19 protein-coding genes and 1 tRNA gene are annotated in these 21445 nt (G+C 71.0%); 6 read left to right on the top strand and 14 right to left on the bottom strand.

The features are described 5' to 3' along the window. Positions 1–15: 15 nt before the first annotated feature. Both LX14_RS04830 and LX14_RS04835 read right to left on the bottom strand, forming a co-directional pair. Positions 16–91, bottom strand: a tRNA-Thr gene (locus LX14_RS04830). A 79-nt stretch (positions 92–170) separates the two neighbouring features. After that, a complete protein-coding gene (locus tag LX14_RS04835; protein ID WP_253646126.1) occupies positions 171–1430 on the bottom strand; it encodes a DNA polymerase III subunit delta' in 1260 nt (419 codons plus the stop codon). Between the two features lie 53 nt (positions 1431–1483). On the opposite strand from LX14_RS04835, the gene LX14_RS04840 reads away from it, so the two are divergent. After that, positions 1484–3181 carry an adenylate/guanylate cyclase domain-containing protein gene (locus LX14_RS04840; protein WP_253646127.1) on the top strand — a complete coding sequence of 566 codons (1698 nt, stop codon included), beginning with the start codon at positions 1484–1486 and terminating at the stop codon, positions 3179–3181. 62 nt (positions 3182–3243) lie between these two features. Here the strand turns inward: LX14_RS04840 and LX14_RS04845 are convergent, their stop codons facing one another. From LX14_RS04845 to LX14_RS04860, 4 genes are all read right to left on the bottom strand, one after another. After that, entirely contained in the window at positions 3244–4104 is an 861-nt protein-coding gene (locus LX14_RS04845) for a sensor domain-containing diguanylate cyclase (RefSeq protein WP_253646128.1), read from the bottom strand. A 36-nt stretch (positions 4105–4140) separates the two neighbouring features. Continuing rightward, the gene (gene topA / locus LX14_RS04850) at positions 4141–7188 is read right to left on the bottom strand and encodes a type I DNA topoisomerase (RefSeq protein WP_253646129.1); all 3048 of its coding nucleotides are present in this window, start codon (positions 7186–7188) and stop codon (positions 4141–4143) included. A 217-nt stretch (positions 7189–7405) separates the two neighbouring features. After that, the gene (locus tag LX14_RS04855; RefSeq protein ID WP_253646130.1) at positions 7406–7987 is read right to left on the bottom strand and encodes a hypothetical protein; all 582 of its coding nucleotides are present in this window, start codon (positions 7985–7987) and stop codon (positions 7406–7408) included. A 177-nt stretch (positions 7988–8164) separates the two neighbouring features. Further along, a complete protein-coding gene (locus LX14_RS04860) occupies positions 8165–8368 on the bottom strand; it encodes a cold-shock protein (protein WP_253646131.1) in 204 nt (67 codons plus the stop codon). A 305-nt stretch (positions 8369–8673) separates the two neighbouring features. Between LX14_RS04860 and sftH the strand changes: the two genes are divergently transcribed. Continuing rightward, the gene (gene sftH / locus LX14_RS04865) at positions 8674–10995 is read left to right on the top strand and encodes a DEAD/DEAH box helicase (protein ID WP_253646132.1); all 2322 of its coding nucleotides are present in this window, start codon (positions 8674–8676) and stop codon (positions 10993–10995) included. A 15-nt stretch (positions 10996–11010) separates the two neighbouring features. On the opposite strand, the gene LX14_RS04870 is transcribed toward sftH, so the two are convergent. The 3 genes from LX14_RS04870 to LX14_RS04880 all read right to left on the bottom strand — a co-directional run bounded on the left by LX14_RS04870 (position 11011) and on the right by LX14_RS04880 (position 13017). After that, on the bottom strand, positions 11011–11394 hold the full coding sequence (locus tag LX14_RS04870) for an Rv3654c family TadE-like protein (protein WP_253646133.1): 384 nt from the start codon (positions 11392–11394) through the stop codon (positions 11011–11013). Beyond that, positions 11391–11735, bottom strand: coding sequence for a TadE family type IV pilus minor pilin (locus LX14_RS04875; RefSeq protein WP_253646134.1), 345 nt, complete (start codon positions 11733–11735; stop codon positions 11391–11393). The genes LX14_RS04870 and LX14_RS04875 overlap by 4 nt, the downstream gene beginning before the upstream one ends. A 73-nt stretch (positions 11736–11808) precedes the next feature. After that, entirely contained in the window at positions 11809–13017 is a 1209-nt protein-coding gene (locus LX14_RS04880) for a diguanylate cyclase domain-containing protein (RefSeq protein ID WP_253646135.1), read from the bottom strand. A 103-nt stretch (positions 13018–13120) separates the two neighbouring features. Here LX14_RS04880 and LX14_RS04885 point away from each other — a divergent pair, with 103 nt between their 5' ends. Genes LX14_RS04885 through LX14_RS04895 form a run of 3 tightly spaced genes read left to right on the top strand, consistent with a single transcriptional unit; the run spans position 13121 to position 15714 of the window. Then, complete coding sequence (locus LX14_RS04885) at positions 13121–13945, top strand: glycosyltransferase family 2 protein (protein ID WP_253646136.1); 825 nt, start codon at positions 13121–13123, stop codon at positions 13943–13945. A gap of 47 nt (positions 13946–13992) precedes the next feature. Then, on the top strand, positions 13993–14793 hold the full coding sequence (locus LX14_RS04890) for a glycosyltransferase family 2 protein (RefSeq protein ID WP_253646137.1): 801 nt from the start codon (positions 13993–13995) through the stop codon (positions 14791–14793). Positions 14794–14838: 45 nt separating this feature from the next. Next, positions 14839–15714, top strand: a complete 876-nt coding sequence (locus LX14_RS04895) for a glycosyltransferase family 2 protein (protein ID WP_253646138.1) — start codon at positions 14839–14841, stop codon at positions 15712–15714. A gap of 57 nt (positions 15715–15771) precedes the next feature. On the opposite strand, the gene LX14_RS04900 is transcribed toward LX14_RS04895, so the two are convergent. The 5 genes from LX14_RS04900 to ssd are packed head-to-tail and all read right to left on the bottom strand — an operon-like array spanning position 15772 to position 19751. Then, positions 15772–15978, bottom strand: coding sequence for a DUF4244 domain-containing protein (locus LX14_RS04900; RefSeq protein WP_253646139.1), 207 nt, complete (start codon positions 15976–15978; stop codon positions 15772–15774). 59 nt (positions 15979–16037) lie between these two features. Further along, positions 16038–16595: a type II secretion system F family protein gene (locus LX14_RS04905; protein ID WP_253647889.1), complete on the bottom strand. Its 558-nt coding sequence runs from the start codon at positions 16593–16595 to the stop codon at positions 16038–16040. A 35-nt stretch (positions 16596–16630) separates the two neighbouring features. Beyond that, positions 16631–17470 (bottom strand): type II secretion system F family protein, encoded by an 840-nt coding sequence (locus LX14_RS04910; protein ID WP_253646140.1) that lies wholly within the window; start codon positions 17468–17470, stop codon positions 16631–16633. Beyond that, the gene (locus tag LX14_RS04915) at positions 17467–18672 is read right to left on the bottom strand and encodes a TadA family conjugal transfer-associated ATPase (RefSeq protein ID WP_253646141.1); all 1206 of its coding nucleotides are present in this window, start codon (positions 18670–18672) and stop codon (positions 17467–17469) included. Before LX14_RS04915 ends, LX14_RS04910 begins: the two co-directional genes overlap by 4 nt. After that, a complete protein-coding gene (gene ssd / locus LX14_RS04920) occupies positions 18669–19751 on the bottom strand; it encodes a septum site-determining protein Ssd (RefSeq protein ID WP_253646142.1) in 1083 nt (360 codons plus the stop codon). Before ssd ends, LX14_RS04915 begins: the two co-directional genes overlap by 4 nt. A gap of 463 nt (positions 19752–20214) precedes the next feature. On the opposite strand from ssd, the gene LX14_RS04925 reads away from it, so the two are divergent. Next, positions 20215–21108, top strand: coding sequence for an HAD family hydrolase (locus tag LX14_RS04925; protein WP_308214070.1), 894 nt, complete (start codon positions 20215–20217; stop codon positions 21106–21108). Positions 21109–21445 lie beyond the last annotated feature (337 nt).

Raw genomic sequence — 21445 nt, forward strand, 5'->3', positions numbered from 1 at the left:
GGGGCGGGTGGTGCGTGGAGCCGCCTGCGAGAATCGAACTCGCGACCTTTTCATTACGAGTGAAGCGCTCTACCGACTGAGCTAAGGCGGCGTGCCGCCCGAAGGCAGCGTCGACCAGTGTATCGACCGCGCGGCGGCGCGGCCAAACCGCTCCGGCCCAGGCGCCCGCGTCAGCGACGCAGCGCGGTGGCGATGGCCGCGACCATGGCGTCGACAGCGAACTTCGGTTTGACGTTGTGGTCGAGGACCTCGCGGCACTCGAGGACCGCCTCGACGCACTGCAGGAGCCGTTCGGGCGGGGCGAACGCGGCCATCCGGTGTGTCTGGTCCGCCATGTCCGGGTGCATCGCGGCGACCGGGGCCGCGTAGGCCGCGACGACCGCGTCGCGGAACAACGCCGCGAGGTCGACCAGGGCACGGTCGAGGACATCGCGCTGCAGGCGGGTCCGCCGCGACTTCTGTTGACGCTCCAGGTCTTTGAGCACGCCGGCGGACCCGCGCAGCGCTCCCGCCGATCCCTTGCCCGTACCGCCCGCACCCAGCGCGGTGCGCATGGTCTCGGTCTCGGCCTCGTCGATCTCGGTGCTGATGGACTTCGCGACCGCCTCGGCGGAGCGGACCAGGTTCTCGGCGTCGCCGTAGACCGTCGACTCTCGGGTGGCGGCCCGCGCCAGGCCCAGGGCCTGCGTCCGCTGCGACCGGGCGCTCTCGTCGGTCGCGAGCCGGCGCGCCCGCCCGACATGGCCGCCGCAGACCGAGGCGGCCCAGCGGGCGGTCTCGGGGTCGACGCCGTCGGCCGCGAGGACCTGCGCGATCGCCGCGACCGACGGCATCGTCAGCGGGACATGGCGGCAGCGGGAGCGCAGGGTCACCGAGATGTCCTCGGGATCGATGCTGGGGGCGCACAGCAGCAGCACCGTCCGTGACGGCGGTTCCTCGACCACCTTCAGCAGGGCGTTGGCGGCCTGCTCGGTCAGACGGTCGGCGTCCTCGATGAGGACGACCTGCCAGCGGCCCGTGGCCGGGCGCCGCGACGCGATCTGCACGGTCTCGCGGATCAGCTTGACGGAGATGCTCAGGCCATCCGGGACGATCCGCCGTACGTCGGCGTGGGTGCCGCTCATGACCGTGGTGCACGCGTGGCAGTGGCCGCAACCCACCTCGTCGGCGTCCTGACACTGCAGGGCCGCGGCAAAGCACTGCGCTGCGACCGAGCGACCGCTGCCGGGCGGACCGGTGAACAGCCAGGCGTGCGTCATCGAGCTGCGCACCGGGACGGAACCGGCTCCGGAGTCCTCGCCGAACATGGAGACCGCGCCGTCCTCGGTCATCGTGATGTCGGAGGACACGGCACGGGCGGAGCGGGCGGCCGCGGAGAGTTCGTCGACGACACCCTGCTGCCCCACGAGGCGGTCGAACACCGATGTCACGCGGGCAAGCCTAGCCGCGCCCCACGACACCGCCCGCCCGCTACCGTTACGTCGTGGTCGAACGTCAGTCCCGTGCGCGCAGGCTTCTCCACCTGCTGCGCTGGCTGGCGCACACGCCCTGGCCGGTGCTGCTGCTCGACCTGCTGCGCGCGAACATCATCGGCGCGCTGTTCACCTTCGCCTTCCTGCGCTTCGGCATGCCGTACGAGTACAGCGTCCGGCTCGACCAGATCAACGGCTACAACCAGGCGGTCTTCGTCGTCTACCTGTTGACGGCGGCGTTCGTCGGGGGCTACCTCAGCATCCTGCTGACGCTGCCGGTCCTGGTGTGGCACCGCCGCCGCAGCCGTCTCGACAACGAGTTCGCCCGCCGCCGGGCACTGCGTCTGCCGGTGCTGCTCACCATGGTCAACCTCGGCCTGTGGACTGTCGGCGGGATCCTGTTCGCCCTGCTCAACCTGCAGGCGTCGGGGTCGACGGCGTTCGTGGTGTGGTTGGCGTCGGCGATCGGCGGGTTCGTCTCGTGCGTGCTCGGCTACCTGCAGGCCGAGAAGGTGTTGCGGCCCATCACCGTCTCGGCGATGGCCAACGACCCCACCAGCACCCCCGTCGCGCTCAGCGTGACCATCCGCATCGTCCTCTTCTGGTGCATCAGCGTCGTCGTGCCATTGGTGGCGATCGTGCTGCTGATCGTCGGCCAGCAGACCGGGGTCATCACCACCGACGCCGCCGGCCTCCAGCGCCCTCTGCTGTGGCTCGTCGTCGCGACCGCCGTGTTCGGGCTGATCGGTCTGATCCGGCTCGTCGGTGCCATCGCCGACCCGATCCGTGAGCTGCGGGAGGCACTGCTCTCGGTCCGCGCCGGTGACCTCGACACCTCGGTGCGGGTCTATGACGGCAGCGACATCGGCCTGCTGCAGACCGGGTTCAACGACATGGTGGTGGAACTGCGCGAACGCCAGGAGCTGCGCAACCTGTTCGGCCGCTACGTCGGCGAGGACGTCGCCCGCAAGGCCATCGAGAGCGGGACCCAGCTCGGCGGCGAGGAACGCTACGTGGGGGTCCTCTTCGTCGACATCGTCGGCTCGACGCGACTGGCCGTGACGCGTCCGCCGCGCGAGGTCGTGGATCTGCTCAACGAGTTCTTCCGGGTGGTGGTCGAGACCGTGGGTCGCCACGGCGGGTTCATCAACAAGTTCCAGGGCGACGCGGCGCTGGCGATCTTCGGCGCCCCCCTGGATCTGCAGGACTTCGCAGGGCAGGCACTCGCCGCGGCCCGCGAACTGCGGATCGAGCTCGAGCGCACCCTGGGCGAGACCGACGTCGGCATCGGCGTGTCCGCGGGCAAGGCGATCGCCGGTCACATCGGGTCGGAGAAGCGACTCGAGTACACCGTCATCGGCGACCCGGTGAACGAGGCAGCGCGTCTGACGGAGATGGCGAAGGGCGAGTCCGCCCGTGTGCTGGCCTCGGCCCGCGCCATCTACCTCGCGTCCGACGCCGAGGCCGAGTGCTGGGACATCGGCGAGAGCGTCGAGCTGCGGGGTCGGGGTCTCGAGACCAAGCTCGCGCGACCGAAGTTCGCCCTCGTCGTCGAGGACGACGAGGCCGTCGACGACAACGCCGACGGTGTCGTCGACAGTGCGGTGGGCGCGTCGCTCACCAGCCCGACAGGCCGTGGTGGCGCGTCGAGCGGGGCCGTCGACGACGAGGACGAGGACTCCGACGAAAGTGCCGCGTCGCGCCGCTGACCTGACGGGTCGTGGCCGGTCGGCGATCGTGGTCTGGGTCCGGGGTCGGGGTCCGGGCCGCCTCAGCCCGTGACGACGCGACCGCGGCCGCTGCGTTTCGCCTGGTACAGAAGGGCGTCCGCCCGACGGAAACAGTCGACCGTCGCCTCGTCGGGACGACGGACGGTCAGGCCCGCGCAGAACGTCTGACCGTCGGGGACCACCGCCGCGAGCTCGTCGAGCACCTGTCGCGCGGACTCGTCGTCGCTGTCGGGCAGTGCGACCGCGAACTCCTCGCCGCCCCACCGCGCGAGAACCGCCCTGTTCCCGACGGCGGTCGTGGCGTCCCGCGCGAAGTCGACGAGGAGCTGATCACCGGCCGCGTGCCCGAACGTGTCGTTGTAGGTCTTGAACCGATCGAGGTCGACGATGGCCAGGGCCACGTCCTGCGACCGCGCCGGCGGCTGCTCGAACCGGGTGAGCAGGTCCTCCCAGCCACGCCGGTTCATCAAACCGGTCAGCGGATCGGTGGTGGCGGCGACCATGAGCGACTCCTCGGCGCGCCGACGGTCGGTGGTGTCGTGGATGACCGCCATCGTCCACACCTGCCCCTGCGGCCCGGTCACCGGACTCGCCGACACCCACCCCCATCGGACGCTGCCGTCGGGATGGACATACCGCTTCTCCACGCGCAGTGCCTCACCGCGCGACGCGGCTGCGTCCATCAACTGCGCCATCGCCCGGTGCTGGGCGATGTCGTCGGGATGGGTGAACGCCCGCGACGACATCCCGGCGATGTCCGACCAGGGCCGCCCGACCATCGCGCAGTAGGCGGAGTTCGCGGCGGTGAGGAGTCCCTCCTCGTCCGCGAGCGCCATCGGGACCGTGCTCGCCTCGAACGCGGCCACGAACCAGCGATGGTCGACACGACCGTGGTCCCTCATCGCTGCGCCCCCCGCGTCACGATGACCGGCGCAGGACTAGTCCTGCGCCGATCCGCTCGACTTCTTCGCGGCCGACTTCTTCGCGCCCGACTTCTTCGCAGCTGACTTCGAGGCGGTCGCCTTCTTCGTCGTCTTCGTGGCGGTGGCCTTCTTGGCGGTGGTCTTCTTCGCCGGTGCCTTCTTCGCCGCGGTGGTCTTCTTCGCGGCAGCCTTCTTGGCACGCTTCGGGGCGGGACCCCGCGCGCGTCGGTCCGCGAGGAGCTCCATCGCACGCTCGGCGGTGATGGAGGCGACGTCGTCGTCCTTGCGGAGGCTCGCGTTCGTCTCGCCGTCGGTGACATACGGCCCGAAGCGGCCGTCCTTGATCACCATCGGCTTCTCGCTCACCGAGTCGTTGCCGAGTTCCCGCAGCGGAGGAGCCGCGGCCTGACGACCACGCCGCTTGGGTTCGGCGTAGATCTTCAGTGCCTCCTCCAGCGTGATGTCGAAGATCTGCGACTCCGTCGCCAGCGAGCGCGAGTCGGTGCCCTTCTTCAGGTACGGCCCGTAGCGACCGTTCTGCGCGGTGATCTCGTCACCGGTCTCCGGGTCGGTCCCGACGACGCGCGGAAGCGACAGCAGCTTGAGCGCGTCCTCCAACGTGACCGACGCGATCTCCATCGACTTGAACAGCGAACCGGTGCGCGGCTTGGGGCCGGCCTTCTTCGCGGCGGTCTTCTTCGCGGCCTTCTTCGCCGGTGCTGCAGCGGTTTTCGTGGCGGTCGCGGTGCCGCCGCCCGAACCACCCGGGGCGCCTGCCGACACCGGGTCGCCGTCGAGCGGCGTCGGCCCCGACGGCACCGTGGCCGGGTCGGACCCGTCGTCGTCCGAACCGTCGTCGTCGGGATCCGGGAGGATCTCGGTGACGTACGGGCCGAAACGGCCCTCCTTGGCGACGATCTCGTGACCGGTCACCGGGTCGTTGCCCAGTGAGCGCCCCTCCTGCGGGGTGCTGAACAGCTTCTCGGCCACCTCGAGCGTCAGCTCGTCCGGCGTCATGTCGTCGGGGAGATTCGCCCGCTGCAGATCCGGGTCGGCCCCGGCCGGCGCCACGTCGCGCTCGAGGTACGGCCCGAACCGTCCGACGCGCACGACGACGGGCCTGCCCTCGGCGTCGTCGAAGAGCTTGATGGAGTTGATCTCCCGGGCGTCGATCTCCTCGAGGTTCAACCCGACGAGCTTCTTCAGCCCGCCGTCATGGGCGATCTCGGCGTCCGCATGCGACCCCGACGTCTCGCCGCCGAAGTAGAAACGCGACAACCACGCGGTGCGGTTCTCCGCACCCGACGCGATCTGGTCGAGGTCGTCCTCGAGCGAGGCGGTGAAGTCGTAGTCGACGAGTCGACGGAAGTACGCCTCCAGCAGACCGACGACCGCGAACGCCACCCACGAGGGGACGAGCGCACTGCCCTTCTTGTGGACGTATCCGCGGTCCTGGATCGTGCCGATGATCGAGGCGTAGGTCGACGGGCGTCCGATCCCGAGGTCCTCGAGCATCTTCACCAGCGACGCCTCGGTGTACCGGGCCGGCGGGTTGGTCGAGTGCCCCTCGGCCTGCAGGTCGGTGCTGGTGAGGTGCTGGCCCTCGGTGAGGGTCGGCAGACGCACCTCGGCGTTGTCCGCCTGGCCCCCGGCCTGCTCGTCGACGGTCTCGACGTAAGCGGACAGGAAGCCGGGGAAGGTGATGGTGCGCCCGGATGCGGCGAACGTCGCGCGTTCGCCGGTGGTGGCGGTGCCGCTGATCCGCAGGCTCATCGTGGTGCCGCGGGCGTCGGCCATCTGCGACGCGACCGTGCGCTGCCAGATCAGCTCGTAGAGACGGAACTCGTCGGACTGCAGCGCCGAGGCCACCTGGCCCGGCGTCCGGAAGGACTCACCGGCGGGACGGATCGCCTCGTGGGCCTCCTGCGCGTTCTTCACCTTGCGCGTGTACTGCCGCGGCGTCGGGTGCACGAAGTCGGGGCCGTAGAGCTCGCGGGCCTGATCCCGGGCAGCGGTGATCGCCGACTCCGACAGCGTCGTGGAGTCGGTACGCATGTAGGTGATGTAGCCGTTCTCGTACAGGCGCTGCGCCACCCGCATGGTGCGGTCGGAGGTGAAGCGCAGCTTGCGTCCCGCCTCCTGCTGCAGCGTCGACGTCATGAACGGTGCGTAGGGGCGGCGTGTGTACGGCTTCTCCTCGACGGAGGTCACCGTCATGTCCGCGCCCTGCAGCCCGTCGGCGAGGGCACGGGCGCGGGCCTCGTCGAGGACGACGATCCCGTCGGTCTTCTTGACCGTGCCGGTGGAGTCGAAGTCGCGTCCGCTGGCGACCCGGTTCGCGTCGACCGAGACCAGCTTGGCGCCGAACGTCCGCGGGGTCACGTCGGCCCCTGCATCCAGTGTGGCCTCGATGTCCCAGTACGACGCGGACACGAACGCCATCCGCTCCCGTTCGCGCTCGACGATGATGCGCGTGGCCACCGACTGCACGCGGCCCGCCGAGAGCTTCGGCATGACCTTCTTCCACAGCACCGGCGACACCTCGTAGCCGTAGAGGCGGTCGAGGATGCGGCGGGTCTCCTGCGCGTCGACGAGGTCGATGTCGAGGTCACGGGGGTTGTCGGCGGCGGCCTGGATGGCCGACTGGGTGATCTCGTGGAACACCATCCGGCGCACGGGCACGCTGGGGCGCAGGGTCTCCAACAGGTGCCACGCGATGGCCTCGCCCTCGCGGTCACCATCCGTCGCGAGGTAGAGCTCGTCGACACCCTTCAGGAGCTGCTTGAGCTCGCTGACGGTCGACTTCTTGTCCGGGGAGACGACGTAGAGGGGCTCGAAGTCCTCGTCGACGTTGACGCCGAGGCGCGCCCAGGGCTGTCCCTTGTACTTGGCGGGGACGTCGGCGGCGCCGCGGGGCAGGTCACGGATGTGCCCGCGGGAGGACTCGACGACGTAGTTGGACCCGAGGTAGCCCGCGATCTTGCGCGCCTTGGTCGGTGACTCGACGATCACCAGACGACGCACGTCGCCCCGTGACGGGGACGAGGTGTCGCTATCTGCCACGGTGTGTTCCCGCGCCCTTCCTCATATATGTCGACTCGGTTGTCGACCGCTGTGCCGGACTGACGACAAGCACACTTGTGGCCTGTTGTACCCCATGAACGGTCCCTCCTGCACAACGCTCCGGCCCGACCGATCGTTTCCCGGCGCTCCGACACGCCGGGACCGATGCGCTGTGGTCGTCCACAAAGCGCTGGTCACGGGCGGTCACCGGACGAGATCAGACGGTCGGCCAGGCGGCGAACGCGGCCGGGTGGTCCGGCGGGGCGCCGATGCTCTCGACCAACCGGGTCAGACGCCGACGACCCGCCACCCTCAGCGCCGGACTGCTGCCACGGGTACCGACGAGGGTGGGCGCGATGCCCGCCCGCATGAGCGCCGTCGCCAGCGGGCCGTGGGTGTCGGGCGCATGGGGGTCGAGACCCAGCAGGTAGCGGCCACCCTCGTCCGCGCGTCCGGCCGCGATCGTCCACAGCCGTAGCGCCCGGGGCGACGGGACCCACCCCGCGGGCATCGTCTTGACCGCACCTGTGATCCACGCCCGGGTCAGCGATTCCAGGGCCTTGCTCGTCTCGGTCCGCGCCATCGGCGAGCCCTCGTCGGAGACGGCGGTCGCCGCGCGGGCACCGCTGAGCTCGATCTCCTCCACCAGCGCATCGGCACGCCACGGGGCGGCGACGACGATCGACACCCGGCTGCCGGCCGGTGTGTGACTCGACTGGCCCTGCGCCGCAAACAATCCCGCGAGATCGTCGAGCGAGGGCTCGTCGGTCTCGGCGGAGAAGAAGGAGAGCTGGCCCACGCCGGGAACACTACCGCCCCCGTACCCGCGCGACCTGCACGGACGCCGTCGGGACAGGTGCGGACAGACGTCGCCCCCGACACCCGTGACGGGTGCCGGGGGCGAGTCGTGAAAGTCATGGTCGCCATCTGTGCGGGTCACGCCACGAGGACGTGGCCCACCGGGACCGTGAAATTCTCAGAGTGCGCGGACCCCGGTGGCCTGCGGGCCCTTGGTGCCCTGACCGACCTCGAACTCCACGCGCTGGTTCTCCTCCAGCGAGCGGAAGCCCGACCCCTGGATCTCCGAGTAGTGGACGAACACGTCGTCGGGTCCGCCATCAGGTGCGATGAAGCCGAAGCCCTTCTCCGCGTTGAACCACTTCACAGTCCCCTGTGCCATATCTCCTGCTGTCCTCACTGCTCACAGATTGCGGCGTGATGTGTCTCGCGCCGGGTCCGTCACGTCCGCCATACCTGGTGGGCGACGTTCGCGGGACAACCGCGCACTAACCTCGGGTACCACGTCCGCAACGCGGTTCCGGGTGTCCGACATCGCGATGAAGCACCCCGGCACCTGCGACCGACGTCAGTCAACCATGAAGGGTCCGATCCCGTCAGTCAGGAAGCCATGCAGTTCACAACGCTGTCAGATGTCAACTCCCGGACACCTGGTGGTCATGGTGATCGACAACATCGGTGTCTGCGATGACGCTGCCCGACACGTTCGGTGGGCAGCTCCTCCAGCGGTCGCTCGCGGGCGTCACCGAGGGGTTGTCACCTGTCACATACGCGACCGTGATCGACTCGCAGACAGCACAGTTCGACGACTGGCCCGCGTGGGCGTCACCGGCGGTGGTCGACGCGTTCCGCGAGCGTGGAGTCGCACGGCCGTGGATCCACCAGACCGCCGCCGCGGACCACGCGCATGCCGGTCGACACGTCGTGGTCGCGACGGGCACGGCGTCGGGGAAGTCGGTCGCCTACCAGCTCCCCGTCCTCACCGACCTCGTCGCGAATCCCCGTGCCACCGCGCTCTACATCTCACCGACGAAGGCGTTGGGCGCCGACCAGATCCGCTCGGTGAGCGGCCTGATCGCGGGCCGTCCCGAATTCGCCCACATCGCACCGTGTTCCTACGACGGCGACACCGAACCCGATGTGCGCCGATGGGCCCGCGAACACTCCCGGTGGTTGTTCACCAACCCCGACATGCTGCACATCGGGTTCCTCGGGTCGCCCGGGCGCTGGCGACACTTCTTCCGCAACCTCCGCTACATCGTCGTCGACGAGTGCCATCACTACCGCGGCGTGTTCGGTGCCCACACCGGACTCGTCCTGCGGCGCGCGCTGCGCATCGCCCGGGCTGCCGGCGCCGATCCCACCGTGGTCGCGGCGAGCGCGACCGCCGGGGACCCGCAGGGCGCGCTCACACGGCTGATCGGCGCGGAGTGCGTCGCCGTGACGACCGACGGTTCGCCCCACGGCGAGCGCACGGTCGCGCTGTGGGAACCGGGGTTCAGCCCGGGCATCACCGGCGAGCACGGTGCGCCCGTGCGACGGTCCGCCGGTGCCGACGCGGCGCGCATCCTGGCCGACCTCGTCGTCGAGGGCGCCCGCACCCTCTGTTTCGTCCGCAGTCGGCGCGGCGCGGAGATCACCGCGCTCAGCGCCCGCCATCTGCTCGCCGCCGCGGATCCGGAGCTCGTCGACCGCGTCGCGGCCTATCGCGCCGGATACCTCGCCGAAGACCGTCGCGCGCTGGAGGCCGCGCTCTCGGACGGGCAGCTCCTGGGTGTGGCGACCACCAACGCCCTCGAACTCGGCGTCGACATCGCCGGACTCGACGCCGTCGTCGTGGCGGGCTATCCCGGCACCGTCGCGTCGTTCTGGCAGCAGGCCGGCCGCGCCGGCCGCCGCGGCGAGGGGTCGCTGGTGGTGATGGTGGCCCGCGACGACCCCCTGGACACCTACCTGGTGCACCACCCGGAGGCGTTGTTGGGTCGCCCCGTCGAGTCCGGCGTGTTCGACCCGGGCAACCCCTATGTGCTCGGTCCGCACATCCTGTGCGCCGCCACCGAGGCGCCGCTGACCGAGGCGGATGTCGTCGCGTTCGACGCCGCCGAGGTGGTCGCCGACCTGACCGACCGCGGTCTGCTGCGACGCCGCGCCGCGGGCTGGTACCCGGCCGCCGGGCTCGACCCGCACGGCGACGTCGACATCCGCGGGGGGATCGGCGGACAGGTGATGATCGTCGACACCACCACCTCGCAGCTGCTCGGCACCGTCGACACCGGGCGGGCGATGTCGACGGTGCACGCCGGTGCCGTCCACCTGCACCAGGGGCGCACCTTCGTCGTCGACGAACTCGACCTGACCGACGGCCTGGCGCTGTGTCACCCCGAGGAACCGGACTGGACGACGTCGGCGCGGGAGACGACGTCCATGGACATCACCGCCGTCCTCGAGTCCGTCGACGCGGGTGAGCTGCAGATCGCGTTCGTCGAGGTCGACGTCACGCACCAGGTGGTGGGGTATCTCCGGACCCTGGTGTCGGGTGAGGTGCTCGACGTCGTCGAACTCGACATGCCTCCGCAGACGCTGCACACGCGGTCGGTGATGTACACCCTCACGCCCGAGGCGCTCGAGGGCGCCGGGGTGACCGCATCGGCCTTCCCCGGTGCGCTGCATGCCGCCGAGCACGCGGCCATCGGACTGCTCCCCCTCATCGCGACCTGCGACCGGTGGGACATCGGCGGCCTGTCGACCAACCTGCACCCGGACACCGGCCTGCCCACCGTGTTCGTCTACGACGGCTACCCCGGTGGCGCGGGGTTCGGTGAGCGTGGTTTCCGCGCGTTCCGCACCTGGATCCGCGCCACGCTCGACGCGGTCACCGCCTGTCGGTGTGAGTCGGGCTGTCCGTCGTGTGTGCAGTCGCCCAAGTGCGGCAACGGGAACGAGCCACTGGACAAGGCGGGGGCGATCGCGGTGCTCACGCTGGTGCTCGCCCACGCCGGCGACGACTGACCGACAGCCCGACCCCTACGGTGGGTCGTCCCCGGCGGGACCTGCGCGCGCCCGCGCCCGGGCGACACGGTCCCCGAACGGCCCCAGCGCCACCGCGACGTCAGCGGTCACCGTCACCTCCGTCCCGTCGACCACACACTCCGACACCGTCAGATGATTCGCCGCCGCGACCGTCCGCGCGGCGGAACACGGGTCGGGTTCGGCGAGGATCGCGCGACCGGCACCCGCGAGGGCGGCGAGATCGGCGCCGCTCTGGGCACGATGCCGGGCCACCACCGCCGCCCCCACGAACACGATCGTCACGGTCAGCCCGACGACTGCGGCGACGACGAATGCGCCCAGCACGGTGGCGAATCCGCGATCGTCGGCGACCGACCCCGGCCCGTCCCGTGACCTCATCCGTCCGCGCCCTGCGGTTCGCGGGCGGCGACAGCCGTCGCACCCAGTTCCACACCGGGCAGCACCGGCGAGCGGACCCTCACCCGGGCGGTGACGCTGTCGGAGTCGATCGCGATCGAGATGTCGGCCCCGGCCGGGGCGACCGACCGGCCGCGCGCGAGGGCCGAATCGTCATCGGCCGCGGCGAGTCGCGCGACCTCCCGGGCGGCGTCGACGCTGCGGACATGGGTCGCGACCCCCAGGACGGCCCCGACGCCGAGGACCACCACCGCGACGATCGCCGCGATCGCGAACGCGGCCTCCACGGTGACCATCCCGCGTTCGTCGCCGACCAGTCGCATACGCCGGCGCCGACGTGTCCCATCCCCCATGTCCATCAGACGCGGCGGCGTCCGATCCGGTTCCACCGTCGGGTCAGACGGACCCGACGTCGACGGTCAGGGCGCGGTCACCACCACGTTGTTTCGCCTCGTACATCACCGTGTCCGCGGTGCGCAGCGCCGGCCGGACCACCCCGATCCCCGCCTCCCGCACGGCCGCGGCGCCGACGATGGCGGCGCCCACGCTGACCGTGCAACCAGGGTCGCGGATCGCGCGGATACGGGCGGGCACAGCGGCGATCCGCCGACGCAGGTCCTCCGGCGGGCCCGCGATGTGCGCGGTGAACTCCTCACCGCCGGTCCGAGCGCACACGCCGTCCCCCACCGCGTCGACGAAGGCCGCGGCGAGTCGACGCAGTGTCTCGTCGCCGACGTCGTGGCCGAAGGTGTCGTTGATGCGTTTGAAGTCGTCGACGTCGATGACCATCACCGCGACCGCGTGTCCGTCCGCCGCGGCATGTGACCACAGCGGTTCCACCGACACGTCCGCCCCGCGGCGGTTCAACAGACCCGTCAACGGGTCGCGAATGGCCTGTCGGGAATCGGCCGACAGCGTGGACCAGGCGAAATGCGCCACCGCAGGGATCCCGTCGACCGCGGCGACGAGCACGATGGTGCCGGCGACGATGGCCTGGTCGTCGAAGCTCCCCGCCGCGTGCAGGCGGGCCACCGTCACCGCGATCACGGCGGTCGCGAACGCCAGGTGCGCCAACAACCAGCGCGAACTCACCATGAACGTGCACAACGCGCCGTTGACCACGAAGAACACACACGCGTACGCGCTGACGATCGGCGAGTACAGGAGCAACACCGAGGCCAGTCCGAGGTCGGCGAAGATGCCGAACCCGACGATGCAGGGGCGCGCATGCCGGATGAGGAAGTCGCGGGGCACCGCGGCGATCAGCAGGACGACTGCGACCTGCACGACGAACACGAGGATCGTCCACACCACGCCCGCCCGGGTCGGAGGACCTTCCTCGCTGCTCAGGAGCGTCATCGCGCAGATCGCGAGGAGCGCGGTGTTGCCCGCGAGGATCACGCGCATCGGGTTGTACAGCGGTCGCAACGAGTGGTGCTCGATGACGTACGCGTAGTCGAAGTCGCCTGTCAGCCACCGCCACAGCAGGGCACGGAACGAGGGCTTCGGGGTGGGCCCGGGCATGGGGCCATCGACGTTCGTCAGGGGGTCCACGCGTACCCCCCGTTCGAACTCGGTCTCGGCGGACCGCGGTGGTGCGGTCATCGCGGGATTCATCGTCTCCCGCATCGAGGTGGTTACGGGTCGGATTCTGTGGAGCCGCCCACGCCGACCCGCACGGCTCGGGGTGCAGTGCTTTACTCCCCGTGTGACCAGCAGCCCCGGGCCCCGCGGCGGGCCGACCGAACCCGCGGTGGCGGTCATCGTCCCCGCCCACAACGAGGAACGCCTGATCACCGACACGCTGCGCGCCCTCGACAGGCAGTCCTTCGACGACGTCGTCCACCGGGACGTCCTGCGCGGGTACCGGGTGATCGTCGTGGACAACGCGAGCACGGACTCGACCGCCCAGGTCGTCGCGGACTTCATCGACCGCGGCACCTCGGTGCCCATGGAACTGGTGAGCGAACCGGAGAAGGGCACCGGGTGCGCCGCGGACACCGGCGCACGCCGCGCGATCGAACTGGGTGCGGCGTTCATCGCCCGCACCGACGCCGACACCCTGCCCGCACCGGACTGGCTCGCGCGGATCGTCGCGCCCCTGCTGCACGGGTACCGCCTGGTCGGCGGCCGGGTGCAGGCGCGCTCGGACGGCGGGAGCTCCGCGACGGTGTTCAACGCGGTGGGCCGGCTCTGGCGTGTCGGTCACGCCGTCGAGTGGGCGCGGACGCTGCGAGCGGCCCCCCACGAGCGGCGCAGCTTCGCCGTGGTCGGCAACAACATGGCGATCGACGCCGAGATGTACGAGGAATCCGGCGGATTCCCCCGGACCCGTATCGAGGACGCGCACGAGGACGAGGTGCTGCACCAGCGCGTCCGCGGCATCGTCGGGGCCGACGGGATCGCGCTCGCGACGAACGCCGTCGTGCGCACGTCGCTGCGCCGGCTCGACGAGTACGGCACCCGCGACTTCGTGACCTGGTACAGCTCCGACGACCGGGGTCGACCCGACCGCGACGCCGACATCCGCTGAGCTGCACAGACTCTGCAGGGCGGTCGGATCCATGTTGTACTGAAGTAATGACTAGCGATCAGTCGCCGGTGGCCGTGATCGTTGCCGCGTTCAACGAGGAGAAATACATCCTCGACACGCTGCGGGCGATCGACGCCCAGCGCTTCGACACGGTGCTCGCCCGTCGGGTGTTCGACGGGTTCCGGGTCATCGTCGTCGACAACAACAGCACCGACCGCACCGCGGAGATCGTGCGAGCCCACATCGCGAGCGGTCCGCGTTTCCCGGTCGAGCTGATCTCGGAGACCGAGAAGGGCTGCGGCTTCGCCGTCGACACCGCGACGCGCTACGCCATCGCCACCGGTGCGAAGTTCATCGCCCGCACCGACGCCGACTCCCTCCCCGAGCCGGCGTGGCTGTCGGAGATCCTGCGGCCGCTGTACGACGGCAAGCGGCTCGTCGGCGGGCGGCTGCGCGCGCGCGAGGACGAGGGCGCCGTGAACGTCGTCTTCAACATCATCGGCAACGGGTGGCGGCTCGGACACCTGCTCGAGTGGTACAAGACCCGTAAGGAGCCCGACGCCCACCGCCGCAGCTTCGCCATCTGCGGGCCGAACATGGCCTTCGACGCCGACATATACGAACGCAGCGGCGGTTTCCCGCGCGCCTCCATGGACGACACCGACGAGGACCTGGTGTTCCACCGCCGCGTCCGTGCGCTGATCGGGGCCGACGGGATCGCGTTGGCGCAGAAGGCCGTCGTGCGGATCTCCCTGCGACGCCTCCACGAGGTGGGCCTGAGGGACTTCGTCGCCTGGTACGGCGAGAAGGAACGCGACACCACGGGCAAGAAGGTCGACATCCGTTAACCGTCGAGTCGCGCACCGGACCGATGTCTGCCACTGTCGTCCGGTATGCCGCACGATCGGGTCGCCGTCGTCATCCCTGCACACGACGCCGCCGGTCTGCTGCGGGACTGTCTCGAATCCGTGATCGGCCAGCTCCTCCCGGACGATGAGCTGGTGGTCGTCGACGACCGGTCCACCGACGCCACACTGTCGGTGTGCGCTGAGGTCGGGGTCCGAGTGGTGCCCAACACCCATGCGCCCGGGCCGTACGGAGCCAGGAACTGCGGGGTCGGGGCGACCGACGCGGAACTGCTGGTGTTCTTCGACAGTCGCTGTCGGGCGCGTCCCGGCTGGCTCGACCATCACCGACGCGCGCTGGCGGCCGGTTCCGACCCGGTCATCACCTACTCGGACGTCGCTGTTCGGCCCGGTGGATCGCCCGCGGGTGCGATCGCAGCGCACATGAACCCGTTCGGCACGGCCACTTACCGCGGACTCGGCTTCTTCCCGGCCTGCAATCTCGGTGTGTCGCGGCGACTCTGGGCGTCCGTCGGGGGTTTTCCGGAGGTGCGCAGCGGTGGCGACGAGACACTGTGCCGGCGCGCCGTCGTCGCGGGGGCGCGGCTCGACGGGGATTCGACGACCCGGGTGGACTGGACCCCGCGAGAGCGATTCGGCGACCTGCTGTCGCAATATCACCGCTACGGCAGGAGTTCCTACGACCCGTCCGCGGCGTCCCCGCTGGGCTTCGCGGCCCGTCGGCTGCCGCTGCTGCCGATCCGTGCGCTCGGGACGTTCGTCGGCCCCCTGTCACGCAGATCTCGGTTCTCGGCGCGCATGGGCGCGGCCGCGGTGCAGGCGGGTTTCGAGGTGGGCGGCCTGCGCGCGGCGGCCGCCGCCCTTCGCAGCCGCACCGCTGTCCCCGCCGCCGCCGGCCCCTGATCCCCGCGACGGCCCGACGTCGGACCGTCGCGGGAGTGGCTCAGAACCGTCCCAACCTCAGCCGACCGAGGTGTTCAGCGCCTTGGTCACGATCCCCGTCAGCGCGGACACGATGTTGTCGCCGGTCACGACCGTGTAGAGGATCGCCCCGAACGCCGCCGCCGCGATCGTGCCGATGGCGTACTCCGCCGTGGACATGCCGTCGTCGGCGGCGGCCGCCTCCATCACCCGCACCTGCGCGCGTTCGATCCACCTGTGTTGCATGATCTCTCCCTTCACCCCGACCGGCGGACCATCCACCGTTCGCATCTGCGGCGGGCGTGTCACAACACCCCGCCGCCGAGCACCGTCCCGGCCAGTCCGACCACCACGGGCACGATGCCCAGGCACACGAACGCCGGGAGGAAACAGAGACCGAGCGGCCCCGAGACGGCGACCCCGGCCCGCTCCGCCGCGGCAGCGGCGGCGTCCTGCGCCGACTCCCGTTGTGACCGGGCCAGTTCCGCCAGACCGTGCACTGGCGAGGACCCCGCGCGCGCCGACCGACGGGCCATGGCGCACAACGACACCGCGGCCGGCGCGGCGTCGGGCGACGGTTCCCACGCCTGCACCGGGTCCGCGCCGAGAGCCAGCAGCTCGGCGGCGCGACGCAGGGTGTCCGCCAGCTCGGGTGGAGCGGTGTCCGCCACCACGGCTGCGGCGGTCGACACTGGCATCCCGGAGCGCAGACACACCCCGAACAGGTCGTACCCGGCGGCGACCGCGAACGGATCGGTGCGGGCACGGGCGACCCCCAGCCACCGCGGCGAGCGATCCCGCGGCGGCGGCGGCGCGACACGCCACAGGACCCACCCGCTCGGGGGTGCGACGATCACGGCCATCGCCGCCGCGACGGCTGCCGGTACCCACCACCCGCTCACGGCGACAACACCTTCGCGGTGATCCGCTCGGTCCACCACAGTCCCGTGACCACGAGGACGACACCGACCACCAGCAGGATGCCGCCGAGACCACCCCCGAGGAGGATCGCGACCGGGCCGGCGCCCATGGCCTGCCCGAGGCCGATCCCGAGCACCGGCAGTCCCGCCAGCACGATGGCGGTCGCCCGCGCACCCGCCAGGGCGGCACGGGTTCGCTCGGCGAATCGCCTGCGGGCCACGAGGTCCTCCCGCACCGACTGCAGCAGGTCGGCCATGGGCAGCCCGTGATGGTCGGCGGTCCTCCAGGCCACAGCGATCCGCGACCATGTCTGCGATGCGGCGCCGTCGACGGCGTCGAGACCTGCCGCGACGTCGCCACCGAGCTCCGCTCGACCGGCCATCCCGGTGACCACGTCCGCCACCGAGTCGACCCGGTCGTCCGGGGTCCTGCGATTCACGTCCTCCGCCGCCTGACGGCAGGCGAGAGCCGGGTGCGCGCCGACCGAGAGTTCCGCCACGATGACGGTCACCGCGTCGAGAACAGCGTCCAGCTCACGGTCCCGCGCGCGGTCCGCTCGGCGAGATCTTCTGCGGCGCACCACGGCCGACGTCGCGACACCCGCAGCGATCCCGGCGGACACCCCCACGACGAGCAGCGAGCCGAGAACCACCACCGCACCGCCGACGACCCAGGAGTCGGCCGGGAGGAACCTGCGGAACCCGGCCAAGCCGTCCACCGGCGCCGGTGTCACCGCGGACAGGCGACGGGTGGGCACCGCGACAGGCCACAGGCACACCACCGCGGCGACCGCGAGGAACACCACCGCCCCGCTCACCCGCGGTGTCCCGTCACGTCGTCGCGGATCCGGCCGCTCATCAGCAGACGCAATTCGTCTGCCGCGGCGGTGAACCCGTCGGTGCGGTCCCACACGCAGCGGGTCCGCACCCATCCGTCGGGTCCACGGTCCAACAGGCCGATCTGGCTGATGCCCCGTGAACCGTCGGCGCCACGGGCGACGGCGACGACCACGTCCACGGCGGCGGCCAGCTGACTGTGGACGGCAGGCCGGTCCATCCCGCCGAGAGCGGCCAGTGCCTCGATGCGGGCCGGCACCTCCTCGATGGAGTTGGCGTGCAGCGTGCCCGCGCAGCCCTCGTGTCCGGTGTTGAGGGCGGTCAGCAGGTCGACGACCTCCGCGCCCCGGACCTCCCCGACGACGATGCGGTCCGGCCGCATCCGCAGCGCCTGGCGCACCAGATCACGGACACCCACCGCACCCACGCCCTCCACGTTCGCGGTGCGCGCCACCAGACGCACGACGTGCGGGTGCGTGGGAGCGAGTTCCACGGCGTCCTCGACGCACAGGATCCGCTCGGCCGGGTCCACCCGGCCCAGCAGCCCGCTGAGCAGCGAGGTCTTCCCTGCCCCGGTGCCGCCGACCACGAGGAAGGCCAGGCGCGCGGCGACGATGCCGTCGACGAGACCGACGATGTCCGGGGCGATCGCGTCGCGGGCGACCAGCGCGGCGAAGTCCAGGGTGGCCGGCCGCAGGACACGCAGCGACAGGCAGGTGCCGTCGACGCTGATCGGTGGGATGACCGCGTGCAACCGCACGCTGTACCCACGCCGTCCGACCGCCCGGAGCTGCCCGTCGACCCACGGAGCGGCGTCGTCGAGGCGGCGCCCCGCGCCGGCGGCGAGGCGCACGGCGAGTCGGCGGACGGCCGCGTCGTCGTCGAACACGATGTCGGTGAGTCGCAGGCCCGCCCCGCGGTCGACCCAGACCTGGCGTGGTCCGACGACAAGGACGTCGGCGACGTCGGGTTCGGCGAGGACGTCCTCGAGCAGACCTGCACCCACCAGCTCGGTCTGGAGGAACCGCAGGGCCTCCAGGAGGTCGGTGTCGCCGAGCATCCCACGGGATTCCGTGCGGATCGCATCCGCCATGACCTGCGGCGTCGGGTCGGCAGCGTCACCGGCCAGTCGCTCGCGGACACGCGTCAACAGCTCCCGCCGCCCATCGGCGCCGTCGGTCATGCCGCCACACCCGTCGGGTCGAGGACGCGATCGAGGACGGCGTCCGCGGCGCGACCCAGCGGGGAGCGCCGTGCGATCGGCAGCCGCCCGGACTCCAGGCCCGCCACGACGGAGGGCTGCGACCGGACCGCGGCCAGGAGGTCGACGTCGACCGTCGACGCGATGCGGGCGGCCGTCAGACCTCCGGGCGCGGGACCCCGCACCACGAGCCCCATCCGCTCGGTGACGGCCCGCCACCGGTCGACGGTGGACCGGGTCGCCGCGCATCCGCGGACGGTCGCACCGGTCACGACGACGACGAGGTCGGCCGCCTCCACGACAGCGTGGGCGACGTCGTCGTCGCGGCGGGACAGGTCGACGATGACCACGTCGCCACCGCTCCGGGACGCTTCGAGCACCGCGGTGGCTGCGTCCACACCGACCCGATGGCCGCTGCCCCGGCGCGGTCCGAGCACGGTGACGCCGCCGGATGTCCGCGGGAGTGCCGCATGCAGGCTCTCGGCGAACACCTGACCGCTGTCGACGGTGAGGTCGGGCCAGCGGAGGCCCGCAGCGTCCTCGACACCGAACACCAGGTCGAGTCCACCGCCGGCGTCGTCGAGGTCGACGACGAGGGTCTGCGTCCCGAGATCGTGGGCCGCGCGGAGAGCCGTCGCGGACGCCAGGACGGACGCTCCGGCGCCCCCGTGCCCACCGACGACCGCGATCGCGGCCCCGACGGCACGACGCGGCGCGCGCAGCCGGCTCAGCGTCCCGACCACCGCGTGTTCGTCGGCGGGGAGCAGATGGGCGTCCTCTGCGCCGATGGCCATCGCCGAGCGCCAGAGAAGTGCCTCCACCTGGGGTGATCCGACGACGACCACTCCTCGGCGCCGCGGCCACCCGGCGTCGGCGACGTGCTGGGCGGTGGTCGGGTCGACCACGACGGCCATGGCCTCCGACCATGCGCGACGTGCTCCGTCCGGGTCCGACGCGACCACCCGATAGCCGGCGGCCGCGGCGCACCGGGCGACGTCGTCGGCGAGATCGTCCTGGACCATCGCCAGGAGGCGGTCGATTGCGGGAGCGGTGGGTGGCATGACGGCGAGAATGGCCGATCGGCGCGTCGTCGCGTGCTCAGAAAACGCACTCGTGCGCCATTCTGGTGATGCACCATGAAGTGTGCACAAATGCTCACCGAGTGCATCGCCGTCGCTGAGGTGACCGGCCGCGGATCCGCGAGACAGCTACTGTCCGCGAGGGAGAAAAAGACCCCCGAATAGAGGACGACCCCGGCCAGGGGGGGAGGAGGCCAGGGTCGTCGCGTTTCAGCCCCGGGGGGTCGGGCTGAAAGCCCCGGATGAACCGGGTAACCCAGACTATACACATCACCACCCCGAAGATTGCAACCCCGACCATCTTGTTACCGCTGGGTAATTTATGCGGCCTGACCTGCACAGGTGTGTTGCGCAACCTACCGGACCGTAAGTTCACCTACCGCGCACCGCCGATCCGGTCGGCGACAGTCCCCTGTCCCTCGGCCGACCGACGTAGGCTTCTCGCGTGGACTCCGCATCGACGGACGAGGGGACGCCGGGGACCGGTCGGTCGGGACCGACAGAACCCCGGGCGGGCTCGGTCGCCGCATTCTTTGATCTCGACAAGACCATCATCGCGAAATCGAGCACGCTCGCCTTTTCTCGGCCCTTCTTCGACGAGGGCTTGATCAATCGTCGCGCGGTCCTGAAATCCAGCTACGCACAATTCCTGTTCCTGCTCACGGCGGCCGATCACGACCAGGTCGACCGTCTCCGTCGACACGTCACCCAGATGTGCGCCGGCTGGGACGTCGCGCAGGTCCGGGCGATCGTGGCCGAGACACTCCACGGCATCGTCGAGCCGCTGGTGTTCGCCGAGGCGGCCGAGTTGATCGCCGGGCACCGGGCGCGCGGCCACGACGTCGTCATCGTCTCCGCCTCCGGCAGCGAGATGGTGGAGCCGATCGGCGAGATGCTCGGAGTGGAGACCGTTCTGGCGAGCCGCATGGAGGTCGTCGACGGTCACTACACCGGCGAGCTGGACTTCTACTGCTACGGCGACGCCAAGGTGACCGCCATGCGGGAACTGGCCGAACGCGTCGGCTACGACCTCGAGCAGTGCTTCGCCTACTCGGACTCCGTCACCGACCTCCCCATGCTGGACGCCGTGGGCCACCCGACGGCGGTCAACCCCGACCGCGCACTGCGCAAGGCGGCGTCGTCCCGAGGGTGGCCGGTGGCGTCCTTCAACCGGCCGGTGTCGATGAGGGATCGGATACCGCACCCGCCACGACCGTCCAGCCCCGGCGGGGTCGTCGCGATGGGTCTCGGTGCAGCGATCGCCGGCGGCCTCACCTACGCGGCCGTCCACCGGGGGCGCGCCCGACGCGCCCGCACCCTCGTCGCCGCAGACCCTTGATGTGACGCCGATCACGGTGTAGAACTACAGGCACGGCAGGCACCACCGGCAACGTCCACCCCGGAAGAGAAGGGATGGATCCCCGGGCCGGCGCCTCCCAGCACGGATACCGAGCACCCACGCGGAGCACGCCGCGACAGGCAGAAGCGTTGCGGGCCTGCGACTCCCGGTACCACTCGATCACGACAGCCCTTGGGTGGGCATCGAGGACGAGCGGTCGCCGCCGAGGACGCCGAGGCCACCCACGCAACCCACCTTTGCACGCTTGGTAACTCGGGTCCGTGCTCGCAGGCGGCGCGATCTCTGGAGATCGCGTCGCCTGCAATGTTTTCCGGGT

Origin of the sequence: Williamsia deligens, assembly GCF_024171765.1 — a bacterium.
Lineage (GTDB): Bacteria > Actinomycetota > Actinomycetes > Mycobacteriales > Mycobacteriaceae > Williamsia_A > Williamsia_A deligens.

What these genes read in the sequence shown, in the direction of transcription:
- LX14_RS04890 (WP_253646137.1), top strand. Translation starts at nt 13,993, where the DNA reads ATGACTAGCGATCAGTCGCCGGTGGCCGTGATCGTTGCCGCGTTCAAC.
- LX14_RS04895 (WP_253646138.1), top strand. Translation starts at nt 14,839, where the DNA reads ATGCCGCACGATCGGGTCGCCGTCGTCATCCCTGCACACGACGCCGCC.
- ssd (WP_253646142.1), bottom strand. Translation starts at nt 19,751, where the DNA reads ATGCCACCCACCGCTCCCGCAATCGACCGCCTCCTGGCGATGGTCCAG.
- LX14_RS04845 (WP_253646128.1), bottom strand. Translation starts at nt 4,104, where the DNA reads ATGAGGGACCACGGTCGTGTCGACCATCGCTGGTTCGTGGCCGCGTTC.
- LX14_RS04915 (WP_253646141.1), bottom strand. Translation starts at nt 18,672, where the DNA reads ATGACCGACGGCGCCGATGGGCGGCGGGAGCTGTTGACGCGTGTCCGC.
- sftH (WP_253646132.1), top strand. Translation starts at nt 8,674, where the DNA reads ATGACGCTGCCCGACACGTTCGGTGGGCAGCTCCTCCAGCGGTCGCTC.
- LX14_RS04875 (WP_253646134.1), bottom strand. Translation starts at nt 11,735, where the DNA reads ATGCGACTGGTCGGCGACGAACGCGGGATGGTCACCGTGGAGGCCGCG.
- LX14_RS04900 (WP_253646139.1), bottom strand. Translation starts at nt 15,978, where the DNA reads ATGCAACACAGGTGGATCGAACGCGCGCAGGTGCGGGTGATGGAGGCG.
- LX14_RS04880 (WP_253646135.1), bottom strand. Translation starts at nt 13,017, where the DNA reads ATGACCGCACCACCGCGGTCCGCCGAGACCGAGTTCGAACGGGGGGTA.
- LX14_RS04905 (WP_253647889.1), bottom strand. Translation starts at nt 16,595, where the DNA reads ATGGCCGTGATCGTCGCACCCCCGAGCGGGTGGGTCCTGTGGCGTGTC.
- LX14_RS04860 (WP_253646131.1), bottom strand. Translation starts at nt 8,368, where the DNA reads ATGGCACAGGGGACTGTGAAGTGGTTCAACGCGGAGAAGGGCTTCGGC.
- LX14_RS04870 (WP_253646133.1), bottom strand. Translation starts at nt 11,394, where the DNA reads ATGAGGTCACGGGACGGGCCGGGGTCGGTCGCCGACGATCGCGGATTC.